This is a genomic window from Aeromonas sp. R4-2 (assembly GCF_040908295.1).
Lineage (GTDB): Bacteria > Pseudomonadota > Gammaproteobacteria > Enterobacterales > Aeromonadaceae > Aeromonas > Aeromonas veronii.
The window spans coordinates 62,780-85,135 of sequence record NZ_JBFODL010000009.1; the positions used below are offsets into that span (position 1 = coordinate 62,780).

Annotated in this window: 18 protein-coding genes; 8 read left to right on the plus strand and 10 right to left on the minus strand. The window is 56.8% G+C overall.

The genetic code is table 11. The annotated features are described in order from the left end of the window. Positions 1-2: 2 nt before the first annotated feature. Positions 3-815: a septum site-determining protein MinD gene (gene minD / locus AB5Y99_RS05450; RefSeq protein WP_005336847.1), complete on the minus strand. Its 813-nt coding sequence runs from the start codon at positions 813-815 to the stop codon at positions 3-5. A gap of 18 nt (positions 816-833) precedes the next feature. After that, positions 834-1,553, minus strand: a complete 720-nt coding sequence (minC, locus tag AB5Y99_RS05455) for a septum site-determining protein MinC (RefSeq protein ID WP_058056865.1) — start codon at positions 1,551-1,553, stop codon at positions 834-836. A gap of 107 nt (positions 1,554-1,660) precedes the next feature. Here minC and AB5Y99_RS05460 point away from each other — a divergent pair, with 107 nt between their 5' ends. Next, positions 1,661-1,939: a YcgL domain-containing protein gene (locus tag AB5Y99_RS05460; RefSeq protein ID WP_005352312.1), complete on the plus strand. Its 279-nt coding sequence runs from the start codon at positions 1,661-1,663 to the stop codon at positions 1,937-1,939. 854 nt (positions 1,940-2,793) lie between these two features. Here the strand turns inward: AB5Y99_RS05460 and AB5Y99_RS05465 are convergent. The 3 genes from AB5Y99_RS05465 to AB5Y99_RS05475 all read right to left on the minus strand — a co-directional run bounded on the left by AB5Y99_RS05465 (position 2,794) and on the right by AB5Y99_RS05475 (position 6,263). Continuing rightward, the gene (locus AB5Y99_RS05465) at positions 2,794-4,164 is read right to left on the minus strand and encodes an L-serine ammonia-lyase (RefSeq protein WP_005336844.1); all 1,371 of its coding nucleotides are present in this window, start codon (positions 4,162-4,164) and stop codon (positions 2,794-2,796) included. A gap of 275 nt (positions 4,165-4,439) precedes the next feature. After that, entirely contained in the window at positions 4,440-5,825 is a 1,386-nt protein-coding gene (locus AB5Y99_RS05470; RefSeq protein WP_139443603.1) for an L-serine ammonia-lyase, read from the minus strand. 153 nt (positions 5,826-5,978) lie between these two features. Beyond that, positions 5,979-6,263: a pyrimidine/purine nucleoside phosphorylase gene (locus tag AB5Y99_RS05475; protein ID WP_042055930.1), complete on the minus strand. Its 285-nt coding sequence runs from the start codon at positions 6,261-6,263 to the stop codon at positions 5,979-5,981. A gap of 270 nt (positions 6,264-6,533) precedes the next feature. Here AB5Y99_RS05475 and AB5Y99_RS05480 point away from each other — a divergent pair, with 270 nt between their 5' ends. Beyond that, the gene (locus tag AB5Y99_RS05480) at positions 6,534-7,775 is read left to right on the plus strand and encodes a dicarboxylate/amino acid:cation symporter (RefSeq protein ID WP_005352303.1); all 1,242 of its coding nucleotides are present in this window, start codon (positions 6,534-6,536) and stop codon (positions 7,773-7,775) included. Between the two features lie 1,620 nt (positions 7,776-9,395). Here AB5Y99_RS05480 and pfkA read toward each other — a convergent pair. The 3 genes from pfkA to elyC all read right to left on the minus strand — a co-directional run bounded on the left by pfkA (position 9,396) and on the right by elyC (position 12,178). Beyond that, the gene (gene pfkA, locus AB5Y99_RS05485; protein ID WP_005336840.1) at positions 9,396-10,367 is read right to left on the minus strand and encodes a 6-phosphofructokinase; all 972 of its coding nucleotides are present in this window, start codon (positions 10,365-10,367) and stop codon (positions 9,396-9,398) included. A gap of 149 nt (positions 10,368-10,516) precedes the next feature. Beyond that, positions 10,517-11,272 carry a triose-phosphate isomerase gene (gene tpiA, locus AB5Y99_RS05490; RefSeq protein WP_047440675.1) on the minus strand — a complete coding sequence of 252 codons (756 nt, stop codon included), beginning with the start codon at positions 11,270-11,272 and terminating at the stop codon, positions 10,517-10,519. 135 nt (positions 11,273-11,407) lie between these two features. Then, positions 11,408-12,178, minus strand: a complete 771-nt coding sequence (elyC, locus tag AB5Y99_RS05495; RefSeq protein ID WP_191966303.1) for an envelope biogenesis factor ElyC — start codon at positions 12,176-12,178, stop codon at positions 11,408-11,410. A 101-nt stretch (positions 12,179-12,279) separates the two neighbouring features. Here elyC and cmoM point away from each other — a divergent pair, with 101 nt between their 5' ends. From cmoM to AB5Y99_RS05525, 6 genes are all read left to right on the plus strand, one after another. Beyond that, on the plus strand, positions 12,280-13,056 hold the full coding sequence (gene cmoM / locus AB5Y99_RS05500; RefSeq protein WP_033113262.1) for a tRNA uridine 5-oxyacetic acid(34) methyltransferase CmoM: 777 nt from the start codon (positions 12,280-12,282) through the stop codon (positions 13,054-13,056). Positions 13,057-13,156: 100 nt separating this feature from the next. Then, the gene (mukF, locus tag AB5Y99_RS05505) at positions 13,157-14,476 is read left to right on the plus strand and encodes a chromosome partition protein MukF (RefSeq protein WP_042030892.1); all 1,320 of its coding nucleotides are present in this window, start codon (positions 13,157-13,159) and stop codon (positions 14,474-14,476) included. After that, entirely contained in the window at positions 14,457-15,176 is a 720-nt protein-coding gene (gene mukE, locus AB5Y99_RS05510; protein WP_005336835.1) for a chromosome partition protein MukE, read from the plus strand. The genes mukF and mukE overlap by 20 nt, the downstream gene beginning before the upstream one ends. Positions 15,177-15,179: 3 nt before the next feature. After that, positions 15,180-19,607, plus strand: coding sequence for a chromosome partition protein MukB (gene mukB / locus AB5Y99_RS05515; RefSeq protein WP_323892030.1), 4,428 nt, complete (start codon positions 15,180-15,182; stop codon positions 19,605-19,607). A 254-nt stretch (positions 19,608-19,861) separates the two neighbouring features. Beyond that, complete coding sequence (locus AB5Y99_RS05520) at positions 19,862-20,248, plus strand: septal ring lytic transglycosylase RlpA family protein (protein ID WP_323892033.1); 387 nt, start codon at positions 19,862-19,864, stop codon at positions 20,246-20,248. A 158-nt stretch (positions 20,249-20,406) separates the two neighbouring features. Further along, a complete protein-coding gene (locus AB5Y99_RS05525; protein ID WP_323892036.1) occupies positions 20,407-20,934 on the plus strand; it encodes a hypothetical protein in 528 nt (175 codons plus the stop codon). A 36-nt stretch (positions 20,935-20,970) separates the two neighbouring features. Here AB5Y99_RS05525 and AB5Y99_RS05530 read toward each other — a convergent pair whose 3' ends face one another. Further along, entirely contained in the window at positions 20,971-21,597 is a 627-nt protein-coding gene (locus AB5Y99_RS05530; RefSeq protein WP_323892038.1) for a heme-binding beta-barrel domain-containing protein, read from the minus strand. 299 nt (positions 21,598-21,896) lie between these two features. Beyond that, complete coding sequence (locus AB5Y99_RS05535) at positions 21,897-22,100, minus strand: hypothetical protein (RefSeq protein WP_323892041.1); 204 nt, start codon at positions 22,098-22,100, stop codon at positions 21,897-21,899. Positions 22,101-22,356: the final 256 nt, after the last annotated feature.

The following is a 22,356-nucleotide window of genomic DNA, read 5'->3' on the forward strand; positions in this document are numbered from 1 at the left end:
GTTTAACTCCCGAACAGTCGGCTAAAGAAGCCCTTCTTCTCTTCTTCCAGAAAACGAAATTCCTTGGCATCGCCCAGCAGGCGGGACACCGCATCTTCGTAGGCCTGACCGGCATCGGACTCCTTGTCCAGAATAACCGGTTCGCCGGAGTTGGAGGCGCGCAGCACCGCCTGGGACTCCGGGATCACCCCGAGCAGCGGGATGGCCAGGATCTCCTGCACATCCTGCACGCTCAGCATGTCGCCGCGGTTGACGCGGGTCGGGCAGTAGCGGGTCAGCAGCAGGTGCTCCTTGATGGGGTCTTCGCCACGCTCGGCGCGACGGGACTTGGAGGCCAGGATGCCAAGGATGCGGTCGGAGTCACGCACGGAAGAGACTTCCGGGTTGGTGGTGACGATCGCTTCATCGGCAAAATAGAGTGCCATCAGTGCGCCCGCCTCGATCCCCGCCGGCGAGTCGCAGACGATGTAATCGAACTTCATCTCTGCCAGCTGATCCAGGATCTTCTCGACCCCCTCACGGGTGAGGGCATCTTTGTCCCGGGTCTGGGAGGCGGGCAGGATAAACAGATTTTCAGAGCGTTTGTCTTTGATCAGCGCCTGATTGAGGTTTGCTTCCCCGTTGATGACGTTGACGAAGTCATACACCACGCGCCGCTCGCAGCCCATGATGAGATCCAGGTTTCTCAGACCGATGTCAAAGTCAATGACCACTGTCTTGTGACCACGCTGGGCTAAGCCGGTGCTCAGGGCCGCACTGGTTGTGGTCTTGCCAACGCCACCTTTACCCGATGTAACGACTATGATTCGCGCCATTCTCGCTTCCTTGTAACTCTATTTGATACGGTCTATTCGGAGTTGTTCGTTGTCCAGCCGGACGTGTACCGGTTGCTGGATCAGGCCTGCCGGCAATGCATCGCTCAGCTGGAATGTGCCCGCGATGGAGAGCAGCTCGGCCTGTAATTGCTGGCAATAGATCCGGGCCTGGGTGTTTCCCCGGGCACCGGCAATGGCTCTGCCACGCAGGGTGCCATAAATATGAATGCTGTCGTCGGCGAGCACTTCGGCTCCCGGACTGACGGACCCCAGCACCACCAGCGAGGTGCCGGCGGCGTAAATCTGCTGGCCGGAACGAACCGGTCCCACATGTACCTTGCTCGGGATCAAGGGGGCGGGTTCGGGCTCGGGAACTACCACAGGCGCGGCTGGCGCGGGGGCAGGCTCGGGTTCCGGCTCGCTCTTGCGACTCTTGCCCGAGGCCATCACGGCCAGTCCCACCGCCTTGGCGGCTGTCTTCATCTCTTCACTGCGCGCCCCCGTGATGCCAACCAGCACAAACTCTTCGGACTCCACCAGCTCCTTGAGCTGTTCGAAATCGGGAATATGTTCCAGTCGGGAAACATTGATCACCAGCGGCGCACAATTAAAAAAGTAGGGTGCCTGGGCCACTTTTTCGGCCAACAACTGACGTATCCGCTCAGGCTCGCCATCGCTGATATGCAACACAGAAATAGTGAAGGTGGTCCCTTTCAATTCGTTATCGCGCTCAACCATGAATCTTCCCCGAGGCAGAGATGCTAATCCGTTATTGTTATTCAATTCCTGATGTTATAGTTTGCCCCCATCAGAGGCAATAAACTCGTCGGATTATATCAATTTCCATGTTGTGTGCAGTCTATAAAAGTCGCAAAAAAGCCGAGACCTACCTTTTTGTTGAAAAAAGAGAGGATTTCTCCCGCGTTCCCGCGCCATTGCTGAGCGCATTCGGGCGTCCCGAGCTGGTGCTGATGACCAAGCTGGATCCGGCCAAGCCCTTGGGGTTGGCTGATGTCGGCAAGGTGATGGCCGCGCTGACCAACCAGGGGTTCTACCTGCAGGTGCCGCCGCCCCCTGAGAATTTGCTGGAGCAGCACAAGGCCAGCCTGAAAAAACCATCCTGAATATCCAGCCCCGTTGTGTGTTCTGCCCAGCGGGGCTAATTCTTTGTGACTCTGCATGACGCATTCCGGCCCCGGAGAGGTGGCCTGCGATAATCCCGTGACAGGATCTGGCCAAATTAAACCCTCCCTTTGGTGATATTCACTTTTCGCTGTTTAAATAGAAAGTCAATCTGCTCCCAACACCATATCCTCAACCTTTGCTGGCGCTCACAAAAATAGCGAGTGGCGCCCGCTCATATCCTCCATTTCAACGGCTATTGGTTCATTCATCGATTATTTTCAGCCTCTTCCTTGGGCGCTTTTTTGGCCTCCACTGCGTGATGAGTTGTCCATCAAAGGGCGCGTAAAGAGGGCGGTGATAACGGTGCTAAAACCAGTTTGCGCGATGCGCTGTGGCCAAAATGATGAGCTAACCCCCTGTTTGTGTACTTGATTGTTTGCCCTGATCACGAAAGTGCCACATAGGTGGCACTTTCGTGGCGGCGTGATAATCCGCAGGGTGAGCGGTAACCGCGTCTTGCCAAACAAGGGTATGACCAAAGGGGGGATATTGAGCTGAGGGGCCATCTCGATATCGATTAGTTGTGGAATCGTGACCGGGGCAAGATAGCAGGTACAGGTTTCATGTAGGGGCGTAATGTCCCTCTCAATGCATTGAGAAGAGTTAATCAAGGTATGTAATCAGAGAGACATTTAGATAAGGCAATCCGCATTGCGGTGGCGTAGCAGGGGTATATCCGCGACGCCCTACAGTGAAATGGTCGGTATGCCGGTATAAGTGCCCGGCATCCCATTCGGGCAATAAAAAAGGCGGGATATCCCGCCTTTGTTCAGATGAGGGTCGTAACCCTTATTTATTCGCAGGCAACCTGCATCACCTTGATGGCCAGACCGCCACGGGAGGTTTCACGGTACTTGGAGTCCATGTCCTTGCCGGTGATGTACATGGTCTCGATCACCTTATCCAGGGAGACGCGCGGCTTGGAGGTACGACGCAGGGCCATACGGGAGGCGTTGACAGCCTTCATGGCTGCGATGGCGTTACGCTCGATGCAAGGCACCTGTACCTGACCGGCAACCGGATCACAGGTCAGACCCAGGTTGTGCTCCATACCGATCTCGGCAGCTTCGCAGACGTGCTCCGGGCTACCGCCCATCAGCTCGGTCAGGCCGGCAGCGGCCATGGAGCAGGAGACACCCACTTCACCCTGGCAGCCCACTTCGGCGCCGGAGATGGAGGCGTTCATCTTGTAGAGGATGCCGACGGCACCGGCAGCCAGATAGAAACGGGTGTACTCGTCGCGGCCAACCGGCTGGATGAACTTGTCGTAGTAGGCCAGTACGGCCGGGATGATACCGGCAGCGCCGTTGGTCGGGGCGGTGACGACACGGCCACCGGCTGCGTTCTCTTCACTCACGGCCAGAGCGAACATGTTGACCCAGTCAACGATGTTCATCGGGTCGCTCGAGAGGTTCTCGTTGGTGTTGAGCTGACGGTAGAGCGGTGCGGCACGACGGGGCACGCGCAGCGGGCCGGAGAGAACGCCTTCGGTACGGCAGCCGCGCTCGATACCTTCGCGCATGGTGTTCCAGATCTTGCCGAACTTCTTGTAGATCTCTTCCGGAGTGTTGAAGCACTTCTCGTTTTCCATCATCAGGGCAGAGATGGAGAGACCGGTCTGGCTGCAATGGGCAACCAGCTCAGCGGCGCTCTTGAACGGATAGCGTACGGACATGTCGCCGCTGTCAGCCTTGCCGAAGTTCTCTTCGTCAACGATGAAACCGCCACCGATGGAGTAGTAGGTCTTGCTGTAGACCACTTCATCTTCGATCAGGGCAGTCAGCTTCATGCCGTTTTCGTGCAGCGGCAGGGCTTCGTCGTGGAATACCATGGCGTCGCGCGGGAAGCTGACGGTGTGGCAGTGCAGGCCGATCGGCAGGCGCTCGGTCTGTTCAACACGGGAGATAAACTCGGGGATGGCATCGATATCGACATTTTCCGGCAGGTTGCCAGCCAGGCCCATGATGATGGCAGTGTCGGTATGGTGGCCTTTGCCGGTCCAGGAGAGGGAGCCGTAGACATCGACATTGATCCGGGTTACATCGCGGATCTTGCCGCCCGCGCGCAGCTCGTCAACAAACTGTTTGGCCGCTTTCATCGGGCCAACAGTGTGGGAAGAAGAGGGGCCTACACCGATTTTGAAGATATCAAAAACGCTGATCATGTCACTATTACCTCAGGGTAGAAGGGGGCGGCATGCCCACTCACAGAAATTTGGGAGATCCATGGAATGCGCTTGTCAGCGCAGGTCACAGAACCAGATAACCGTAGTGTAACGGCTCCAGACCTAAAAAAAGTTGAAATAGATCTATTTTTGTTGAATCTGAGGCGCGAGTATAAAATTTATTTTTGTGCTTATCCATTTTGTTAAGCGTTTGCCCATAAAAATACCCGGCGATGCCGGGCATTTCGGAACCAAATGGATTCATTTTCCGTTTTTTAACATTCGGTAATGTTAACGGCGAGGCCACCACGGGCCGTCTCCTTGTATTTGGTCTTCATGTCGTTGCCGGTCTCCCACATGGTCTTGATCACCTTGTCCAGCGACACCTTGTGCTCGCCGGTGCCGCGCAGGGCGAGACGGGCGGCATTGATCGCCTTGACCGCCCCCATGGCGTTGCGCTCGATGCAGGGCACCTGTACCAGCCCGCCAATAGGATCGCAGGTGAGCCCGAGGTTGTGCTCCATGCCTATTTCGGCGGCGTTCTCCACCATGGCCGGGCTGCCACCCAGCAGTTCGGTCAGCGCGCCAGCCGCCATGGAACAGGCGACTCCCACTTCTCCCTGACAACCCACTTCGGCGCCGGAGAGGGAGGCGTTCTTCTTATATAAGATGCCGATGGCAGCTGCGGTGAGGAAGTAGCGGATCAGCGTCTCGTCATCCACCTTGTGCACGAAGCGATCGTAGTAGTGCAGCACGGCGGGGATGATGCCCGCAGCGCCATTGGTGGGGGCGGTGACCACCCTGCCACCGGCGGCGTTCTCTTCATTGACCGCCAGCGCAAAGAGATCGACCCACTCCATCACCATCAGCGGATCCTTGTTGAAGTTGGTCTCGCAGCTTAGCTGGCGGAACAGCCCCGGGGCGCGGCGCCGAACCTTGAGGCCGCCCGGCAGCACCCCTTCGCTTTTGCAGCCTCGCTCGACGCAGCCCTGCATCGCCTGCCAGATCTTGCGCAGCCCCGCTTTTATCTGCTCATCGCTGCGAAAGACCCGCTCGTTGGCCAGGATCAGCCCCGAGATGGAGAGGCCGCTCTCCTGACAGTGGGCCAGCAGTTGGGCGCCGCTGTCGAACGGGTAGGGGACTGGGTGCTCGGCATCGGACTTAGCGGCCTCTTCCTTGGCGGTGGCAAAGTGGCTCTCTTCAATGATGAAGCCGCCCCCGATGGAGTAGTAGGTCTGGCTGAAGCGCAGGTTTTCCTCTTTATCAAAGGCCCGCAGAGTCATGCCATTGGTGTGGGCCGGCAGGGTTTTGCGGCGGTTGAAGATGATGGCACCGGTGCGTGGAAAATGGCTTGGTTGCTCGCCTGCCAGCGGCAGGCTCTGTTCCTTTTCCACTCGAGCCAGAATGGCGGGAATCGCATCGATATCGACCGATTCCGGTTCAAAGCCCGACAACCCAAGAATGATCGCCTTGCCGGTACCGTGCCCTTTGCCGGTCTGGCCCAGCGAGCCGTAACACTCCACTTCGACCCGCGTGACCTGTGGCAGATGCCCTTGCAGCTTGAGCTGCTGGACGAAGGCATAAGAGGCACGCATGGGGCCGACGGTATGGGAAGAGGAGGGACCAATTCCGATGGAAAACAGGTCAAACACGCTGATCATGACATCAATCCGGTGATGGTTTATGTCTGTTTATTCTAGGATTTTTGCCGTGGATGGAAAGCGGGGATGTGCGGTGCTGTGACATGGACACAGATAATGGGGCCGGGGGGAACCAAGAAGGTTGAAGGGGCTGATCCCCTTCAACCGGCCTGATCAGTCGAGAAATTCGCACAGGTAGGCGGTGGGGGTTTTCACTTCCAGTTTGAAGGAGGAGTGACCGGCCACCAGGAAGGATTCCCCCTGGTTGTAGGTGTGCCACTCATCTTCATCAGCCAGCTGGATGGTGAGGGCGCCCTTGATCACTGTCATCCGTTCGGGGGCGGCAGTGTTGAACAGGTAGTCACCGGCGTTCATCACCCCGACGGTTGATTTCTCGCCTTTTTGTTCGAAACCGATGGATTTTACATTTCCGTCGAAATACTCGTTAACTTTCAGCATCTTTACATCCCTGTATGTACGTTTGTGCAGCCAAACTAGCACAATCTTTTGCCAGTTGTCATGGGGGATGAGGTAAAAATCGCCGAGACCGCTTTGAATCTTCACTTTTTCGCAAACTTATTAATAGCCAAGGTTAATGATTTGCTGATTTAAAACAGCAATTAAATGTGAGATAACACGCGCAAACAGGGGAATGGGCAGCCGCTCATTCCCCTGTTTGGTTAATTGCACTGGGAAAAGTGTGAATTTTGCTACATAAAGGAACATATTGTGTTAACTAAAGGACTCATTAAAAACATCGGCTTCCAGGTTGTGGTCGCCATGGTACTGGGCGCAGTGGTCGGCGCGTTCATGGGTGAACAAGCCACCGTGTTTGCACCGCTCGGTACCCTGTTTATCCAGCTGATCAAGATGCTGGTAATCCCGCTGGTGGCGGTAGCCATCCTCTCCGGCGCCGCCAATCTGGGCGCCAGCCCGGCTGCGGGCAAGATCGGTGCGGCTACGCTGGCCTTCTTCCTCGTGACCTCCGCGTTGGCCGTGTTGCTGGCGCTGGTGATGGGGCAGATCTTCAAACCGGGTGTCGGGGTCGATTTCGCTTCCGTCGCCTCCATGTTTGGCGGTGACTACGCCGATAAAGGGGCGCTGCCGGATGCAGTCGCCACCCTGCTTGGCATGATCCCCACCAACGTATTCAACTCACTCAACGAAGCGAACATCCTGCAGATCCTGGTATTCTGCATGTTCCTCGGCATTGCGCTGGCCAAACAACCGCGCGAGCGGGCCAAGCCGCTGGTCGATGGGCTCAATACCCTGGTGGATGCCTTCGTCTGGATGATCAACAAGGTGATGATCATCGCGCCGCTCGGGGTGTTCGGTCTGATGGCGGAAGCCATCGGAACCTATGGCTTCGATGTGCTGACCCTGGTACTCAAGCTGTTCGTGGTCTATGTGGCTGCCATCCTCATCTTCGGCTTCGTGGTCTATCCGCTGCTGGTGATGATGTTCTCCAACACGCCGGTAATGAAGTACCTCTCTGCCATGAAGAAGCCGCAGATCGTGGCCTTCTCCACCGCCTCTTCCATGGCGACCCTGCCGGTCAATATGGAGACCTGCGAGCATGATCTGAAAGTGACCAACGCGACCGCCTCCTTCGTATTGCCGCTGGGTGCCACCATCAATATGAGCGGCAACGCCATCTATTACGGTCTGGTCGCTATCTTCTTCGCGCAGGTTTACAACATCGATCTGAGCGTCGGTGCCTGGGCAGCCATCATTGTGACCTCCACTCTGGGCGCGATCGGTCAGGCCGGTGTGCCGGGCCCAAGCTTCCTGGTGGTTGCCGTGCTGCTGGCGGCCGGGATCCCCATCGAAGGGTTGCCGCTGCTGTTCGCGCTGGATCGTCTGTTCGACATGATCCGCACCTCCCTCAATATCACCGGCGATGCGGCCTGTGCTGTCATTGTTGACCGCTTCAGCCCGGAATATGACCCGCAGCGCTGGAACAAGGCATAATTGCTTTGAGCTGGACTGAGATATAACAGCCCTAAGCTGACACTGCGTAACGCGAGCCCCTGCCATGATGGCGGGGGCTTTTTTATATCTGCCGGACAAGTATCAGAGCAAAGGTGTGCACAAGAGATTGCTGACGGATTTAGCTGTGTTGAATGGAGAGTACAGGAGGGGAAAACATCAGTTGTGGGCATGGGCCGTATGGCGTCAACCGGCCTGTTGTAGATGCCGGGGTAGGGGATTGTCAAACGGCGGGTAACAAAAAGGGGAGCTTTGCTCCCCTCGGATATGATCTGCTGCTGGTTCTACTCCATCAGGCCATATGGTTAAACCATCCTGGTTACACCCTTGTGGCGAAAGAAACAGCGTCAACGTGATGAAATCATATCTATGTTGACCATCTCGGCATTATTACTGAAAAGCGCCAGTTGGTGGCGATTAAACAGACATGGCAAAGAGGGTCGGTCCGGATTGATGCCTCTCTATCCGGCTCAGAACTGTGACAGTGAGGGCAGAGAGACAGCAACCAGGGTGAAAAACACCGTGAAAACGGCAGTAACGACAAACTCTTTCATTTTTCTCTCCCTAAGTTGTTGGTTGATGTAGTCAAGATACCATAACAAGGGGGTAAAACAAGGTGTAAGTTGATAAAATGACTGCTTTGTATGTGTGGTTGGTTGAGATGGCTATTTTTGTCATATTGAGCTGATTTTATCACCTGCTATGGCATGTTAGGCATTCAAGATTCTGTTTTTATGGTTATTTCATTTAAATTCAATTGGTTGGTGAGCTGTTGGCTGGTTTGGTAAAGGGCTTTGTATGGAGCTTAAGTGGCATTTTATAAGTTTTCACCCTCGTAATAGTGTCATTGAGGCCATAAAAAGTGCGCAAGGCAATGATTTGACGATTCCTGACGTAGATAGCCCATCCAAAAGAAGTCTATGGAGAGAGTCTGGTTGCCAACCCTTGTCACACCATCACTTTATCAGTCCAGAGTCTCCGCATTTTTACAGCAATACACTGGGTTCATAGGGATGAGAGCCGTGCATCGGGGGGATACAGAGTAGCAGCTGGCTGTTTTATCACCGCCAATTTCCCCGTTGGCCTCGGAAGAGACATGGTCGCAGCAAGAGTGAGGTGGGCAATAGGCCAGAGGCGTACTCTCTGGTTGGGTTGGGTTGGGTTGGGTTGGGTTGGGCGCGAGCAGCGATTTGTGTAGCCGGTGAATCTGCGTGAGTCATGTGCTTGTAATACGAAAGCAGGGCCGGAGCATGGTTGGGGAAGATATCTGAGTCCCTTCTGCAAGATTGAGATATAAAAAGCGGCGTATGACGAGGAGGCTGAACAAGCTCGTTTCAGGGTCGACAGAGCACAGGTCAACGCAATCCGGATCGCAGTAATAAAACACATCCACGACGATACCGGAACTCTGTTCGTAGGCTGATGCCGGTTGGTGTGAGGAGGGGAAGGCTAGTGATCAACCAGATGGCGCAAGGGTTGGTAATCAGGCAACCCATATGGTGAGGGCCACAAAGCGTGCCGATGCACCCGTTTTTGTAAGATATTAAAAAACCCTCCGATGGAGGGTTTTTGTCATCAACAGCCGGTAAAAAGCCGCTTGGCTTAGAACAGGGTGGTGGAGAGGTTGTAAAGCTCCTGATCGAACGGACGCTTCATGTTCTCGATGCAGTCGATGATGTCGTGGTGTACCAGCTCGTTGCGCTGGATACCGACGCAGCGACCACCGTGACCAGCCAGCAGCTGCTCAACGGCGTAAGCACCCATACGGCTGGACATGATGCGGTCACGAGCAGTCGGGGCACCGCCACGCTGGATGTGGCCCAGGATGGTGGCGCGGGTTTCACGACCGGTCAGGGCTTCGATGTCTTTCGCTAGGGCGTTCACGTCGGTAACGTGCTCGCAGATGGTGATGATGGCGTGCTTCTTGCCCTTTGCTTCGCCTTCCTTTATCTGCTTGAGCAGCTTCTCTTTGTCGAAGGCCACTTCCGGCACGATCACATATTCGGCACCACCGGCAACGGCGGCGGACATGGCCAGATCGCCACAGTGGCGGCCCATGATCTCGACCACGGAGATACGGTGGTGGGAACTGCAGGTGTCGCGCAGGCGGTCGATGGCGTCAACCACCACGTTCAGGGCGGTATCAAAGCCGATGGTGAAGTCGGTACCGGCGATGTCGTTGTCGATGGTGCCCGGCAGGCCGATGCAGGGGAAACCCTCTTCGGTCAGCTTCTTGGCACCCATGTAGGAGCCGTCACCACCGATGACGACCAGCGCATCGATACCGTGTTTTTTCAGGTTTTCGATCGCTTCGGCGCGCACTGCGGGGTCTTTGAAAGCAGGGAAACGGGCGGAGCCGAGGAAAGTACCACCACGGTTCACCACGTCGGAGACGCTGTGACGCTCCAGCTTGACGATGCGATCCTGGTGCAGACCGAGGTAGCCATCATAAATACCGTAAACTTCCAGGCCATGATGCAAACCGGCGCGAACCACGGCGCGAATGGCTGCGTTCATACCCGGTGCGTCGCCACCACTGGTCAAAACACCAATACGTTTGATTTGTTTGGTCATGAGTGCCTCTGGATCTGAGTTGTCAAATACGAATGTTTAAATAGACAAGCCACTTTTACTATATCGGCTTTCATATGGGATGCGGGGGCCACCATAGGAAAAGCGATACAAGAGAGGGGACGAGCCCCTCTCTTTGCCGTAATCAGCGATTACTTGGCAGCGCCAGCGATGATCTGGGAGAAGTCGTCCACTTTCAGGGACGCACCACCTACCAGGCCACCGTCGATGTCCGGCTGACCGAACAGGTCGGCTGCAGTGGCGCCAGTGACGGAACCGCCGTACAGGATCTGTACTTTGGCAGCAACAGCGGCATCAAAACCGGCCAGGTACTGACGGATGTGAGCGTGAACGGACTGAGCGATCTCCGGAGTGGCAGTCTTGCCAGTACCGATGGCCCATACCGGCTCGTAAGCGATAACGGCGTTGTTGAAGGAGGCGATGCCGCAACGGTCGATAACAGCTTTCAGCTGGGTCTCAACCACGTTCTTGGTCACGCCGGCTTCGAACTGCTCCAGAGTTTCACCGATGCACAGAACCGGGATCAGGCCGCCTTTCTGGATCGCTTCGTACTTGGCAGCAACCACGTCGTCAGTCTCTGCGTGCAGGGTACGACGCTCGCTGTGGCCGACCAGAGAGTAGGTGCAACCAAAGGCTTTCAGCATGGAGGGGGCGTTTTCGCCGGTGAAGGCACCAGACTCGTGAACGTCAGCGTTCTGGGCACCGTAGGCAATCTTGCTGCCAGCGGTCAGTTGCTCAACCAGACCCAAAAAGATAACCGGCGGGCAGACGGCGACTTGCACAGAAGGATGAGCGGCAGCAGCCGGGGTCAGTCCTTTGATCAGAGCTTCTACAGAAGCCTTGGTGCCGTTCAGTTTCCAGTTACCCATTACCAGGTGCTGTCTCATCTTGTATATCTCCTAGGCATTTGATTGCGCGACATTATATGAATTGAACCGAGCCCAAGATAGCTGACCCGGCGGCAAATGACGTAATTTTTTTTCGCTTTCCTGATCCAAATCAGGAATGAAACGCTTGATCGCTCATTCGTTAACCTGCCCCCGCAAGCGAGCCCACCATACCCCAATCCATTCGTGGATGGCAGCTTCGGAATACATCAGATAACGCCCTTTGGGTAAATAACTGTAGAGGGGCTGGGCCACCTGGCTCTGCTTGGCGGTGTAGTCGGTGGGGGCCGGCACGGCCTTGAGTCCCTGACCCTGATAGAGGGCCATGGCGCGCGGCAAATGAGTGGCCGAACTGACCAGCGCCACCTCTTTTCCTTTCAGATGGCGGCTGATACTGACCGCTTCATCATGAGTGTCTTTGTTGTTTTCAAACAACGTCATCCGCGAACGGGGAATGCCGAGACTCTCGGCCATCCGGGCATTGACCTCGGCATTGGAGAGGGTATCCCCCGATACATAGCCGGAGAACACCAGCTCGGCGTCGGGATAGGCCTGGGCGAGGCGAACCCCTTCGAGAGTCCGTGCCAGCGAGATATTGTTCTGCCAACTGCGCATCGGCACCGCCGGGTCGCTGACATGGCCATTGCCGAGCACCACGATCGCCTCGACGTTGGGATGCTGGCTCACCTCGAACGGTGGGTAGGTCTGCTCCAGCCCGCGGGCCAGTTCATAGCTCATCGGTCGCATTCCCATCAGCGCCACAATGAGCAGCGAGAGAGTGGCCAGCAGCTTGCCGGTTTTCTGAAATCGGGTGAACCAGAGCAGCAGCAGGGCGACCAGCAGCAGTGAGAGGGAGAAGGGGAGCGGCATCAACAGTTGACCCAGCCACTTTTTGAGCACAAACACGGCAGACACTTCCTTGAGTTTTCAGCAAATTCGGGATGTGACAGAATACCTCTCTTTTTTGGGATGGCCACAATCCTGTGGCGCTAATGTTGAGTTTCTCCTTGAAGCACGATCAGAGTTTTGACGGGCGCGCCGATAAGTTCGCCCGCAACATTTACGACTCCACCAAGGGGCGCATCCGCACCACCATTGTCTGGAGCGACATCGAAGCCTGCCTGGCACGCCTTGGCAACCGACCGCTGCGCATCCTCGATGCGGGGGGCGGTTTTGGCTATTTCGCTCAGAAGCTGGCGGCCATGGGTCATCAGGTGGAGCTGTGCGATCTGTCAGCAGAAATGCTGGAACTGGCCCGCAGCCAGATCGCCGAGAAGGGGCTGGAAGACAAAATTCGTCTCATCCATTGCCCCATTCAGGATCTGAAGCAACACGTGACCGGTACCTTTGATCTGGTGCTCTGCCATGCGGTGCTGGAGTGGCTCGCCGAGCCGCGCCAGACCTTGCTGGGTCTGTTCCCTTTCGTCAATGCCGGGGGCATACTGTCGCTGCTTTTTTACAACCGTCATGGCTTGCTGTTCCAGAGCCTGGTGGTGGGCAATTTTGACTATGTGCGTCTTGGTCTTCGCAAGAAGCGCCAGACTGCGCTCACGCCCACCAATCCCCAGCTGCCGGAGCAGGTCTATGACTGGATTGGTCGCGGTGGGCTGCGCATCATCGGCAAGACCGGGGTGCGGGTGATCCACGACTATATGCGTCACAAGCAGGATCAGGTGGAGAAGTTCGACGATCTGCTGGCCATGGAGCAGCAATATTGCCGTCAGGAGCCTTTTGTCTCCCTCGGTCGCTATATCCATGTGATGGCCCAGAAGCCGGCCAGCTGATTGCTCGCGGTTCACGTCGATGTGAACCATGTTTTCGATGCTACCGGATGTAGCCGCGCGCACGATTTTGCGCCCAATACAACAACGAGATGACAACATCATGATGAGTACATCCCGTACCCTGCCAGAGATGGTGGGATGGGTCAGGCAGGAGGGGTTGGCGTTGAGCCTGCCGACCGACCGGCTGGCCTTTCTGATTGCAATCAAGACCCTGTCCGAAGATGAGTCGGACCTGTCGGAAGCGGCGCTGCACGATGCCTTCGGCTATGTCAGCAGCGCCTTCGGCCAGATGGACGAGACCCTCACCGGTCGCGCCAACAACGCCATCAACGATCTCATTCGCCAGCAACTGCTGTCGCGTTTCAACACCGACATGGTGGCGGGGGAGAGCCTCTACCGCCTGTCTCGCCTTGGCGTGAGCATCGTCGACTTCTTTATGGATCAGCGTCAGGTTGACTCCATCAAGCTCTCCATTCTGCTCGAGCACCTGGCTTCCGAGCTCGACACCGCCCGCAAGGCGGCTCTTGAAACCAACACCCGTGAGCAGTGGGATGCCGAGGTGCTGCCACGGCTCACTTTTTCGCTGGAAGAGACCCTGGGGCGGATCGATCTCACCCAGCGCGCCATGGATGAACAGCAGAATCAGGTCAAGAGCGAAATCGCGGCCCTGCTGACCCAGAACTGGGTCGATGCCATTCACAGCTGCGAAAAGTTGCTGCACGAGACCGGCCAGACCCTGCGCGAGCTGCAGGATACCCTGGACGCTGCCGGCCACCGCCTGCAGGCAGGGCTGCTCAATATTCAGGAAGCGGCGCAAGGGCGCGACGATCTGTTCCACGTCGAGGAGCTGACTCACGCCTTGCAAGGTCGTCTTGACGTCATCACCAGCTGGGGTCAGCAGTGCATCGAGCTCTGGTCCCGCTACGACAGGCACGTCCACAAATTTATCCGCAACGCCATCGACATGGACAAGAACCGCGCCTTCAGCCAGCGGCTGCGCGAGTCCATCCGCAATTTCGAGCAGCACAACTGGCAGCTGCGGGTGGCCGAGGAGCCCCGTCTGCTGGAGCTGCGCGACGAAACCATCGCCATCCACGACGAGGAGGTGACCGGTGAGGTGCCACTCGAGATGGAGTACGTCGAGATGGTGGATATCAACCAGGAGCTGGCCGAGCGGATCGAGCGCTATCTGGCCCGCTACCCCGAGCAGGGCCAGCAGCTGGACTTGGCCGATGTGCTGCGGGAATACCTGCTGGATTACCCGGCTCATGCCCACTTCGATGTGGCGCGTCTTCTGATCGACCAGGCCGTGCGCCTGGGCCATGCCAGCGGCGAGCGCGAACTGCATCGCCAACCCGCATGGAAACCCATTAACCAAGCTGGATCCAAGGTTCAGGCCTATGTCATTGATCAATTCTGAGTTTCCCTTGCCGCTGCGCCTCGCAGAGGCGATTGCCAACCCCTTGTTTCCGCGCATCGACACCGCCTTGCGCTCCGGCCGCCACATCAGTGCTGACGAGTTCGAGCAGCATTCGGCGCTGGTCGAATATCACAGCGAGCTGGAGATCTTCTACGGCCGCTATCAGGTGGAGCTGATCAAGGCGCCGGAAGGCTTCTTCTATCTCCGTCCGCGCCCGAGCTCCGACATCGGCACCACTGTGCTCTCCGAGCTCGATATGCTGGTGGGCAAGGTGCTCTGCTACCTCTACCTGAGCCCGGATCGTCTGGCTTCGGAAGGGGTATTCGCCATGGCCGAGCTGCAGGAAGAGGTGCTGAGCCTCGCCGACGAGAAGCAGCTGCTGCGGATGGTCAACAGCCGCTCCGGCGGTACCGATCTCGACAAGAAGAAGCTGCTCGAAAAGATCCGTACCTCCATGCGCCGTCTGCGCCGCCTTGGCATGATCACCGCTCTTGGCAACGGGGATAAATTCCGGGTCAACGAATCGGTGTTCCGTTTCGCCGCTGACGTGCGCTCCGATGAAGATCCGCGCGCCGTTCAGCTGCGGATGATCCAGGAGGGTGAAGCCATCTTCCACGACGACGAAATGCCGAGCAGCGACTCGCTCTTTGATGACATCGAGGCGGATCTCGATGAAGAACAACTGGATCTGGAGGTATAACCGGTGCGAGGCAAGTTCAAATCCCTGACCATGGTCAACTGGAACGGCTTCTTTGCCCGGACCTTCGATCTCGACCAGCTGGTCACTACCCTTTCTGGCGGCAACGGCGCGGGCAAGTCCACCACCATGGCGGCCTTTATCGCGGCGCTCATCCCCGACCAGTCACTGCTTCACTTCCGCAATACCACGGAAGCGGGTTCCAGCAGTGCATCCCGTGACAAGGGGCTCTACGGCAAGCTGCAGCGAGGTCACTGCTATTCCCTGCTGGAAGTGATGAACAGCCGCGAACAGCGGATCTGGGTCGGCGTGCACCTCGAGCAGGTGGCCAACCGCGACAACAAGGTCAACATCACTCCGTTTGCGCTGGTGGATGTGCCGGAGAATCTGGCACCGACCGATCTGCTGCTGGAGAAGCTTGATGGCGGCAAGGGGCGGGTACGCGCCTTTACCGATCTGAAAGGGGCGGCCGCCGAGCTGGGTGCGCTGAAAGTCGCCAAGTTCAATACGGTGACCGACTATCACAACTTCATGTTCGAGTTCGGCATCACCCCGAAGAAGCTGCGTGATCAAAAAGATCGCGGCAAGTTCTATCGCCTGATCGAAGCCTCCCTCTACGGCGGCATCTCCTCGTCCATCAGCCGTTCTCTGCGCGAATACCTGCTGCCGGAGAACTCCGGGGTGCGCAAGGCGTTTGCAGACATGGAGGCGGCCATCTATGAAAACCGCCGCACGCTGGAAGCGATCAAGGAGACCCAGGGTCAGCGGGATCTGTTCAAGAACCTGATCACCGAGACCACCCACTATGTGGCGGCGGACTATGTGCGCAATGCCGCCGAGAAGAGCCGCCTCTCCGAGCTGGCCCTCAAGGCGCGCCAGGAGCTGGCCGACAAGCGCCGCATTCTGGCCGAAGAGAAGCAGCGCGCCATCTATCTGGCCGATGAAGTGGAGCAGCTCACCAACCGCGAAAAATTGCTGACCGACGAGCTGGAGTCTGCCTCCGAGCATCTGGCCAAGGTGATGGCGGCTGTCAGCTTGCAGAAGAAGATAGAGATGTACCGCGCCGATTTGGCGGATCTCTCTGACAAACTCGAACAGCAGCAGGCGGTGGTGGAAGAGATCCATGGCCAGCTGCTGGAGGTGGAAGAGCGCAAGGAGCTGGCGCAGGCCGAGGTAGACAGCCTCAAGACCCAGCTGGCCGACTACCAGCAGGCGCTCGATATCCAGCAGACCCGCGCCATCCAGTACCGTCAGGCGGTGCAGGCCCTCGATGCTGCCCGCGAGCAGTGCGAGCTGCCGGGGCTGACCGCCGAGCAGGCGAGCGACACCCTGCACCAGTTCCGCTCCGCCGAGCAGAGCCTCACCAGCCGGGTGCTGGGGGCCGAACAGCAGCTGGCGCTGGCCAAGGCGGCAGTGGCCGAGCACGAAGCGGCGCTGGCGCTGCTGCTCAGCATCGCTCCGGAAACAGTGCGCGAGGCCGCCTGGCCCACCGCGCAGGCGCTGCTCAAGCGTCACATCGAAGACAAGGCTCGCATTGCCCAGGGGCAGGGGCTGCGCGCCGCGCTGGCTCGCCTCGAGAAAGAGAGCGAAAGCCAGAAGAGTCTCTTCAAGCTGCGTGACGAGCTGCAGCAGGCCTCTGGCCAGCTGATTGCCAGCAGCGATGAGCTGGAGATTTTCCTTGAAGCCCAGCGCACCCGTCAGGAGGAGCTCTCCGAGCAGCAGGCGGAGGTCAACCAGCGCCGCGCCAGCCTCGAGCATCAGGGCACCCAGCTGGGTCGCGATATTGCGGAGCTCACCAAGCTGGCGCCGCGCTGGCTCAAATCCTTTGAAAAGCTCGAGCAGCTGCGCGAGCAGAGCGGTTTACCGCTCGCCACCGCTGAAGAGCTTTCGGCCGGTATGCAAACCGTGCTCGACAAGGAACGCGAGTTCGAGCAAGAGAGCAACCGCATCGCGGCGCAGAAACAGGCGCTGGAGCTGCAAATTCGCAACCTGCAGTTGGGTGCTGGCGAGGCGGATCCCCGTCTTGCCCGCATCGCCGAGCAGGTGGGGGGCGTGCTGCTCTCCGATGTCTACGACGACATCTCCATCGACGATGCCCCTTACTACTCCGCGCTCTACGGCCCGGCCCGCAGCGCCCTGGTGGTGCTCGACCTTGAGGGTGCCATCGAGCGGTTGAAAAAGCTGGAAGATTGCCCGGAAGATATCTACCTCATTCAGGGCAACCCCGACTCCTTTGACGAGGATCTGGTGGAAGCGGACGAGCTGGGGGATGCCGTGCTGGTGCGTACCAGCAAGCGTCAGGTGCGCTTCTCCCGCTACCCCGAGCTGCCGCTGTTTGGTCGCGCCGCCCGGGAAAAACGGATCGAGCAGCTCGACCTTGAGCGCGAAGGGCTCATCGAGGGTTACGCCAAGGCCGCTTTCGAGCAGCAGAAGTACCACCGTCTCTACGGTCACTTCCGCGACTTTATCGGCCAGCATCTGGATATCGCCTTCCGCCCCGACCCCGAAGCCGAAGTGCAGGCCAAGCAGGCCGAACTGCGCGCGCTGCAAGGGGCCATCGGTGAGTGCGACAAACAGCTGAGTGATGCCAAAGCGGCCGCCGCCCAGCTGACTCGCCATATCCAGCTGGTGCAGGGGATGCTGCCCTTTGCCCACCTGTTTGCCGAGACTGATTTGGCGGCCCGCCTCGAGGCGGCTCACGCCGATGTGGAAGCGCTGAAACAGGCCGAAGCCTTTATCGCCAAACACGGCAAGTCGCTGGAAAAACTGGAAACCATGGTGCAGGTGCTGCGTCAGGACCCGCAGGATCTGGCCGCGCTGCAGGCTGCCTATGATGAGGTGAGCGACCTGCTGGCCGAGCAGAAGCGCCGTTGCTACGCCCTCGATCAGCTGGTGGCCCGTCTGCCGCACTTTGCCTATCAGGATGCACAAGACCTGCTGGGCAAGGCCTCCGAGATGAGCGAACGACTCAAAGAGAAGCTCAAGGCGGCGGAGCTGGCGGCCCGCACCGCTGGCGAGCAGCACAAGCAGATTGCCCTGCGTCACACCGAGGCGTTGCAGCTCCGTACCGCCCTCAACTCCAGCGTCGAGGCCAAGCGCCAGACCTTGACCGAGTTCGAGCAGGAGCTGGCGGCCATGGGGCTGACCCTCTCTGACGATATGGAAGAGAAGGCGCGTGCCCACAAGAAAGAGATTGAAGAGCTGCTGATCCGCACCCGTTCCCGTCGCACCAGCGCCGAGGCCCAGTTGCAGGTGACCAAGCGCGAGATCGAATCCCTTGGCGGTCGTCTCAAGCTGGAAGGCAAGGATTACTACAGCGCCCGTAAATCTCTGGTGGGCCACAAGGCGAGCTGGTCGCGGGTAGTGCGGCTGGCGCGGGAGACCGACGTCGAGAAGCGCCTCAACAAGCGCGAACTGGCCTACCTCGACAGCGACGAGCTGCGCTCCATGTCGGACAAGGCCCTCGGCGCCCTGCGGGTGGCGGTGGCGCACGATGAGGCCCTGCGCGATGCGCTGCGACTGTCGGAGGGCAACCGCAGCACCGAGCAGAAGGTCGCCTTCTACGTGCAGGTCTACCGTTACCTCAAGGATCGCATCCGCAACGACATCATCCGCTCCGATGATCCGGTCGAAGCGATCGAGGAGATGGAGATCGAGCTGGCCCGTCTCGCTGACGAGCTCAAGCAGCGGGAAACCCATCTTTCGCTCTCCTCTCACGAGGTGGCGGCCAAGATCACCAACATCATCCGCCGCGAGCAGAACCGCATCCGGGTGCTCAACCAGGGCTTGCAAAACATCGCCTTTGGTCTGGTGCGCGGGGTGCGCCTCAACGTCAATATCCGCGAAGCCCACACCCGTCTGCTGACGGCGCTGGCCGACCAAACCGCCATGCACAACGATCTGTTCGCCGACAAGGAGCTCAGCTTCTCCGAGGCGATGGCCAAGCTGTTCCAGCGTCTCAACCCGCAGATCGAACAGGGGGATCGCAGCTATCAGGTGATGGGCGACGTGCTGCTCGACTATCGCAACTATCTGGAGCTGGAGATCGAGGTGCAGCGTGGCGCCGATGGCTGGCTGCGGGCCGAGAGCGGCGCGCTCTCTACCGGTGAGGCGATCGGTACCGGTCAGGCCATCCTCTTGATGGTGCTGATCAGCTGGGAGGAGGAGTCCCGCCGTCTGCGCGGCAAGGATATCGCCCCCTGCCGCCTGTTGTTCCTCGACGAAGCGGCCCGTCTGGATGGCAAATCCATCGCCACCCTGTTCGAGCTGTGCGAGCGGCAGGATATGCAGCTGCTTATCGCGGCGCCCGAGAACATCAGTCCCGAGAAGGGCACCACCTACAAGCTCATCCGCAAGGTGCAGGGCAAGCACGAACACGTGCATGTGGTGGGTCTGCGCGGCTTCGGCTTCGCCGACGACAAGCTGATCGCCTGAGAAGTCTCTGCCCCATCCCGTCACGGGATGACCGGTAACTAGTTGAAAGGGAGGCATTTGCCTCCCTTTTTACATGGAAGATATGGCAAAGTAGCTGCACCGTCGCTGCTGCCTGACAACAAGGCGAGTAACATGGCGAGTGCCTTGGAGCTATGGCAAGGTTAGAGCCTGCCTGTAAATGTGTCGCCAGCATTATCGGTTGAATCGAAGAGTAAAAAGTGCGCAGAGCGAAAAGAAGAGAGGAGAGGGGAAAGGTGCAACATATCCAGAAAGGGCTGCTGTTATCTCTTTGCCTGCTGTTGGCGGCCTGTAGCAGCCGTTATGACGAGAGTCACGGCGGCAGCTGGCGCGGCTATAGCGAAACCGGCTATGCCAGCTATTATGCCGACCGCTATCACGGCCAAAAGACCGCCAGCGGCGAGATCTATCGCAGCAATCTCAATAGCGCAGCCCATATGGAATTGCCCTTTGGTTCCATGGTGCGGGTCACCAACCTCGCCAACGGCAAGAGTGTAGTAGTCAAGGTCAATGACCGCGGCGCCTTTAAAAGGGGACGTATTATCGATCTCTCCAAATCTGCGTTTAGTGCCATCGGCAATATTCGCGACGGGATTATCAAAGTAAAAATAGAGGTGCTCTAGGCTGGATGAGCCTGTTTATACACGAAAATGGATGTTGATGAATGATATTGGGAGGCTGACATCGACCAGTCAGCCTTTCGGTAGATAAAGATATAATATTGATATGGATCAATGTTTAATTAAGCTAAAAATTGATTTGTTATCAATGGAAAAAATCGATGATCGTGATTGATATTTATTTTAGCTTATCTCGCCTGTTCGGCCTTACTATGGGGCAAACGGAGGGATTAGTGATGATTATCTATGGTAAATATGGTGGTGCAGCGCTGAGAGCTGTTCATCTGATGGTGCAGAATAATTATGGGCATGCCACCGCCTGGGATATGGCTATTGCTGAAGCATTTGGTGGTGATATCAGTACAGGAAAATTCAAAAATAATCCAAAGGTAACTTTTTTGACTCTTTGCAGTCTTGGTTGTATCAGTTGCATCATGCCAGTTCATTATGTAGCTGCGACCAAAACCAGAGCACATGTATTGGCTGCCATTGATTTATTGTCACACAAGGATATTACCAAACCGATCAATCCCGAGCAGTTATGGCTTGAGGTGATCTCGGCCTGTAAGAGCGGCAAGGTTGTGAAGCATAACAATCAGATGGATGTCATTCTGACACTCTGGTATGCCGGTGTGCTCAATCCCGAGTGGGATAGGGATGCCATCAGGATAGACTATCGACGAATATAAAAAAGCCAAGGTAATGAATACCTTGGCCATAAAACATCAATTGGTTCTGGTCAGGGATGCACTATCGGAGTGTGCGAATGGCTTGCCATACACCATCAGGTTGGTGGTTTGACTGTATTTGAGGAGATCTTTCTCTGAGAAGTCCAGTGTCATCGAGAAATCCGCGGTGGAATCATTAATGGTCATATAACTGCTTTCCGCAATACCGCGCTTGCCCGTCTTGAACTCGATTTTGTTACCCGCTTTGCCTTCAGTGACCACACAGACTGCACGAGGTATACAGTATGAGTTGTAAACAAGCTGATTGGTCTTGTCATAAATCAGATAACCGCGTTGGTCATGAAATTTCCCATTATCACTTTTTCTGAATACTTCCTGTTTGTAATACATGGCTACCAGATATTGTTCGCTGGCATTTTTAGCATCGGCAGCCGGTTCAAAAGTAATGACTTCGTAAAAGGGTTCCACTGCCGGCCCCCCTTTGCCAACTTTGCTACCCTCTTGGCCGGGTGCTACATCTACACCACCAGCATCGGTGCTTTTCCATGTGCCAGCCAACTGAGCTAATGGACCAAAATCCAGACCGTTGATAATAGTGCTGGACTCTGCGTGAGCGAGCGTGGCACAGGTAATTAATGCTATGGGTAAGATAACTTTATTCATTGTGATAACTCCATCACTAATAATGACTTGCGAATAAATATGTTCAGCAAAGTAATTGTTATAACGCACCAAGGATGTGGTCAATGATATTGAGTGATGGTGATTCGTTTTTGTGAGGTATGATTTGCTTTTTCGTGGCTAAATAAATTGAGTTTGATATAAGACAATGTTTTATTTTTTTCATCGCGCTTCCTCATATGTATCGTGATAGAGATAAAGGAACATTGACATGATGCGATGATTATTATGTCAACAGCGTGAATATTTAACTCAGCCCCATCAATTGAAGGCGATAGCCACTAACTCTGCGGCACCCTGACCCCTTTATCGAGATAGAGGCTACTGTAGTTGGCCCTGTGGGTGACAAACATCACCTGATGGCGGCTGCCGTCGGAGAGGATAATAAAATCCCCCGCCTGAGCGGGGCTTTGCAAGGTGATCTCCTGCTCGGGGGCGGTCAGGCGGTCGACATCATCCTTGAAGGTGAGGGTGTAAGAGAACATATGGCGCTCCACTGCTGGCTCATATCAAACACTCCGTTGAAGGTAGTTGCTGGCATGGGCGCGCGCGGCGCCCGATTGGCGCTGTTAGACCAAATATCAGCGATGAGCACGTGCGTGGCTTCAGTCGGGTTGTTCTGCTGAGGTGCGCTTGAGGCGTTTACATCAAGGCCATTGGTATTAAAACGATGGTAAAGGGGTGAAAGGGGGATGAAAAACCGCCTATTGGCGGTTTTTCTTATGCGATGGGTCCTACTTC

Bases quoted from the DNA above. Each gene is read 5' to 3' on its own strand.
- minD (WP_005336847.1), bottom strand. From the start codon at position 815: ATGGCGCGAATCATAGTCGTTACATCGGGTAAAGGTGGCGTTGGCAAG.
- minC (WP_058056865.1), bottom strand. From the start codon at position 1,553: ATGGTTGAGCGCGATAACGAATTGAAAGGGACCACCTTCACTATTTCT.
- AB5Y99_RS05460 (WP_005352312.1), top strand. From the start codon at position 1,661: ATGTTGTGTGCAGTCTATAAAAGTCGCAAAAAAGCCGAGACCTACCTT.
- AB5Y99_RS05465 (WP_005336844.1), bottom strand. From the start codon at position 4,164: ATGATCAGCGTTTTTGATATCTTCAAAATCGGTGTAGGCCCCTCTTCT.
- AB5Y99_RS05470 (WP_139443603.1), bottom strand. From the start codon at position 5,825: ATGATCAGCGTGTTTGACCTGTTTTCCATCGGAATTGGTCCCTCCTCT.
- AB5Y99_RS05475 (WP_042055930.1), bottom strand. From the start codon at position 6,263: ATGCTGAAAGTTAACGAGTATTTCGACGGAAATGTAAAATCCATCGGT.
- pfkA (WP_005336840.1), bottom strand. From the start codon at position 10,367: ATGACCAAACAAATCAAACGTATTGGTGTTTTGACCAGTGGTGGCGAC.
- tpiA (WP_047440675.1), bottom strand. From the start codon at position 11,272: ATGAGACAGCACCTGGTAATGGGTAACTGGAAACTGAACGGCACCAAG.
- mukF (WP_042030892.1), top strand. From the start codon at position 13,157: ATGATGAGTACATCCCGTACCCTGCCAGAGATGGTGGGATGGGTCAGG.
- mukE (WP_005336835.1), top strand. From the start codon at position 14,457: ATGTCATTGATCAATTCTGAGTTTCCCTTGCCGCTGCGCCTCGCAGAG.
- AB5Y99_RS05525 (WP_323892036.1), top strand. From the start codon at position 20,407: ATGATCGTGATTGATATTTATTTTAGCTTATCTCGCCTGTTCGGCCTT.
- AB5Y99_RS05530 (WP_323892038.1), bottom strand. From the start codon at position 21,597: ATGAATAAAGTTATCTTACCCATAGCATTAATTACCTGTGCCACGCTC.
- AB5Y99_RS05535 (WP_323892041.1), bottom strand. From the start codon at position 22,100: ATGTTCTCTTACACCCTCACCTTCAAGGATGATGTCGACCGCCTGACC.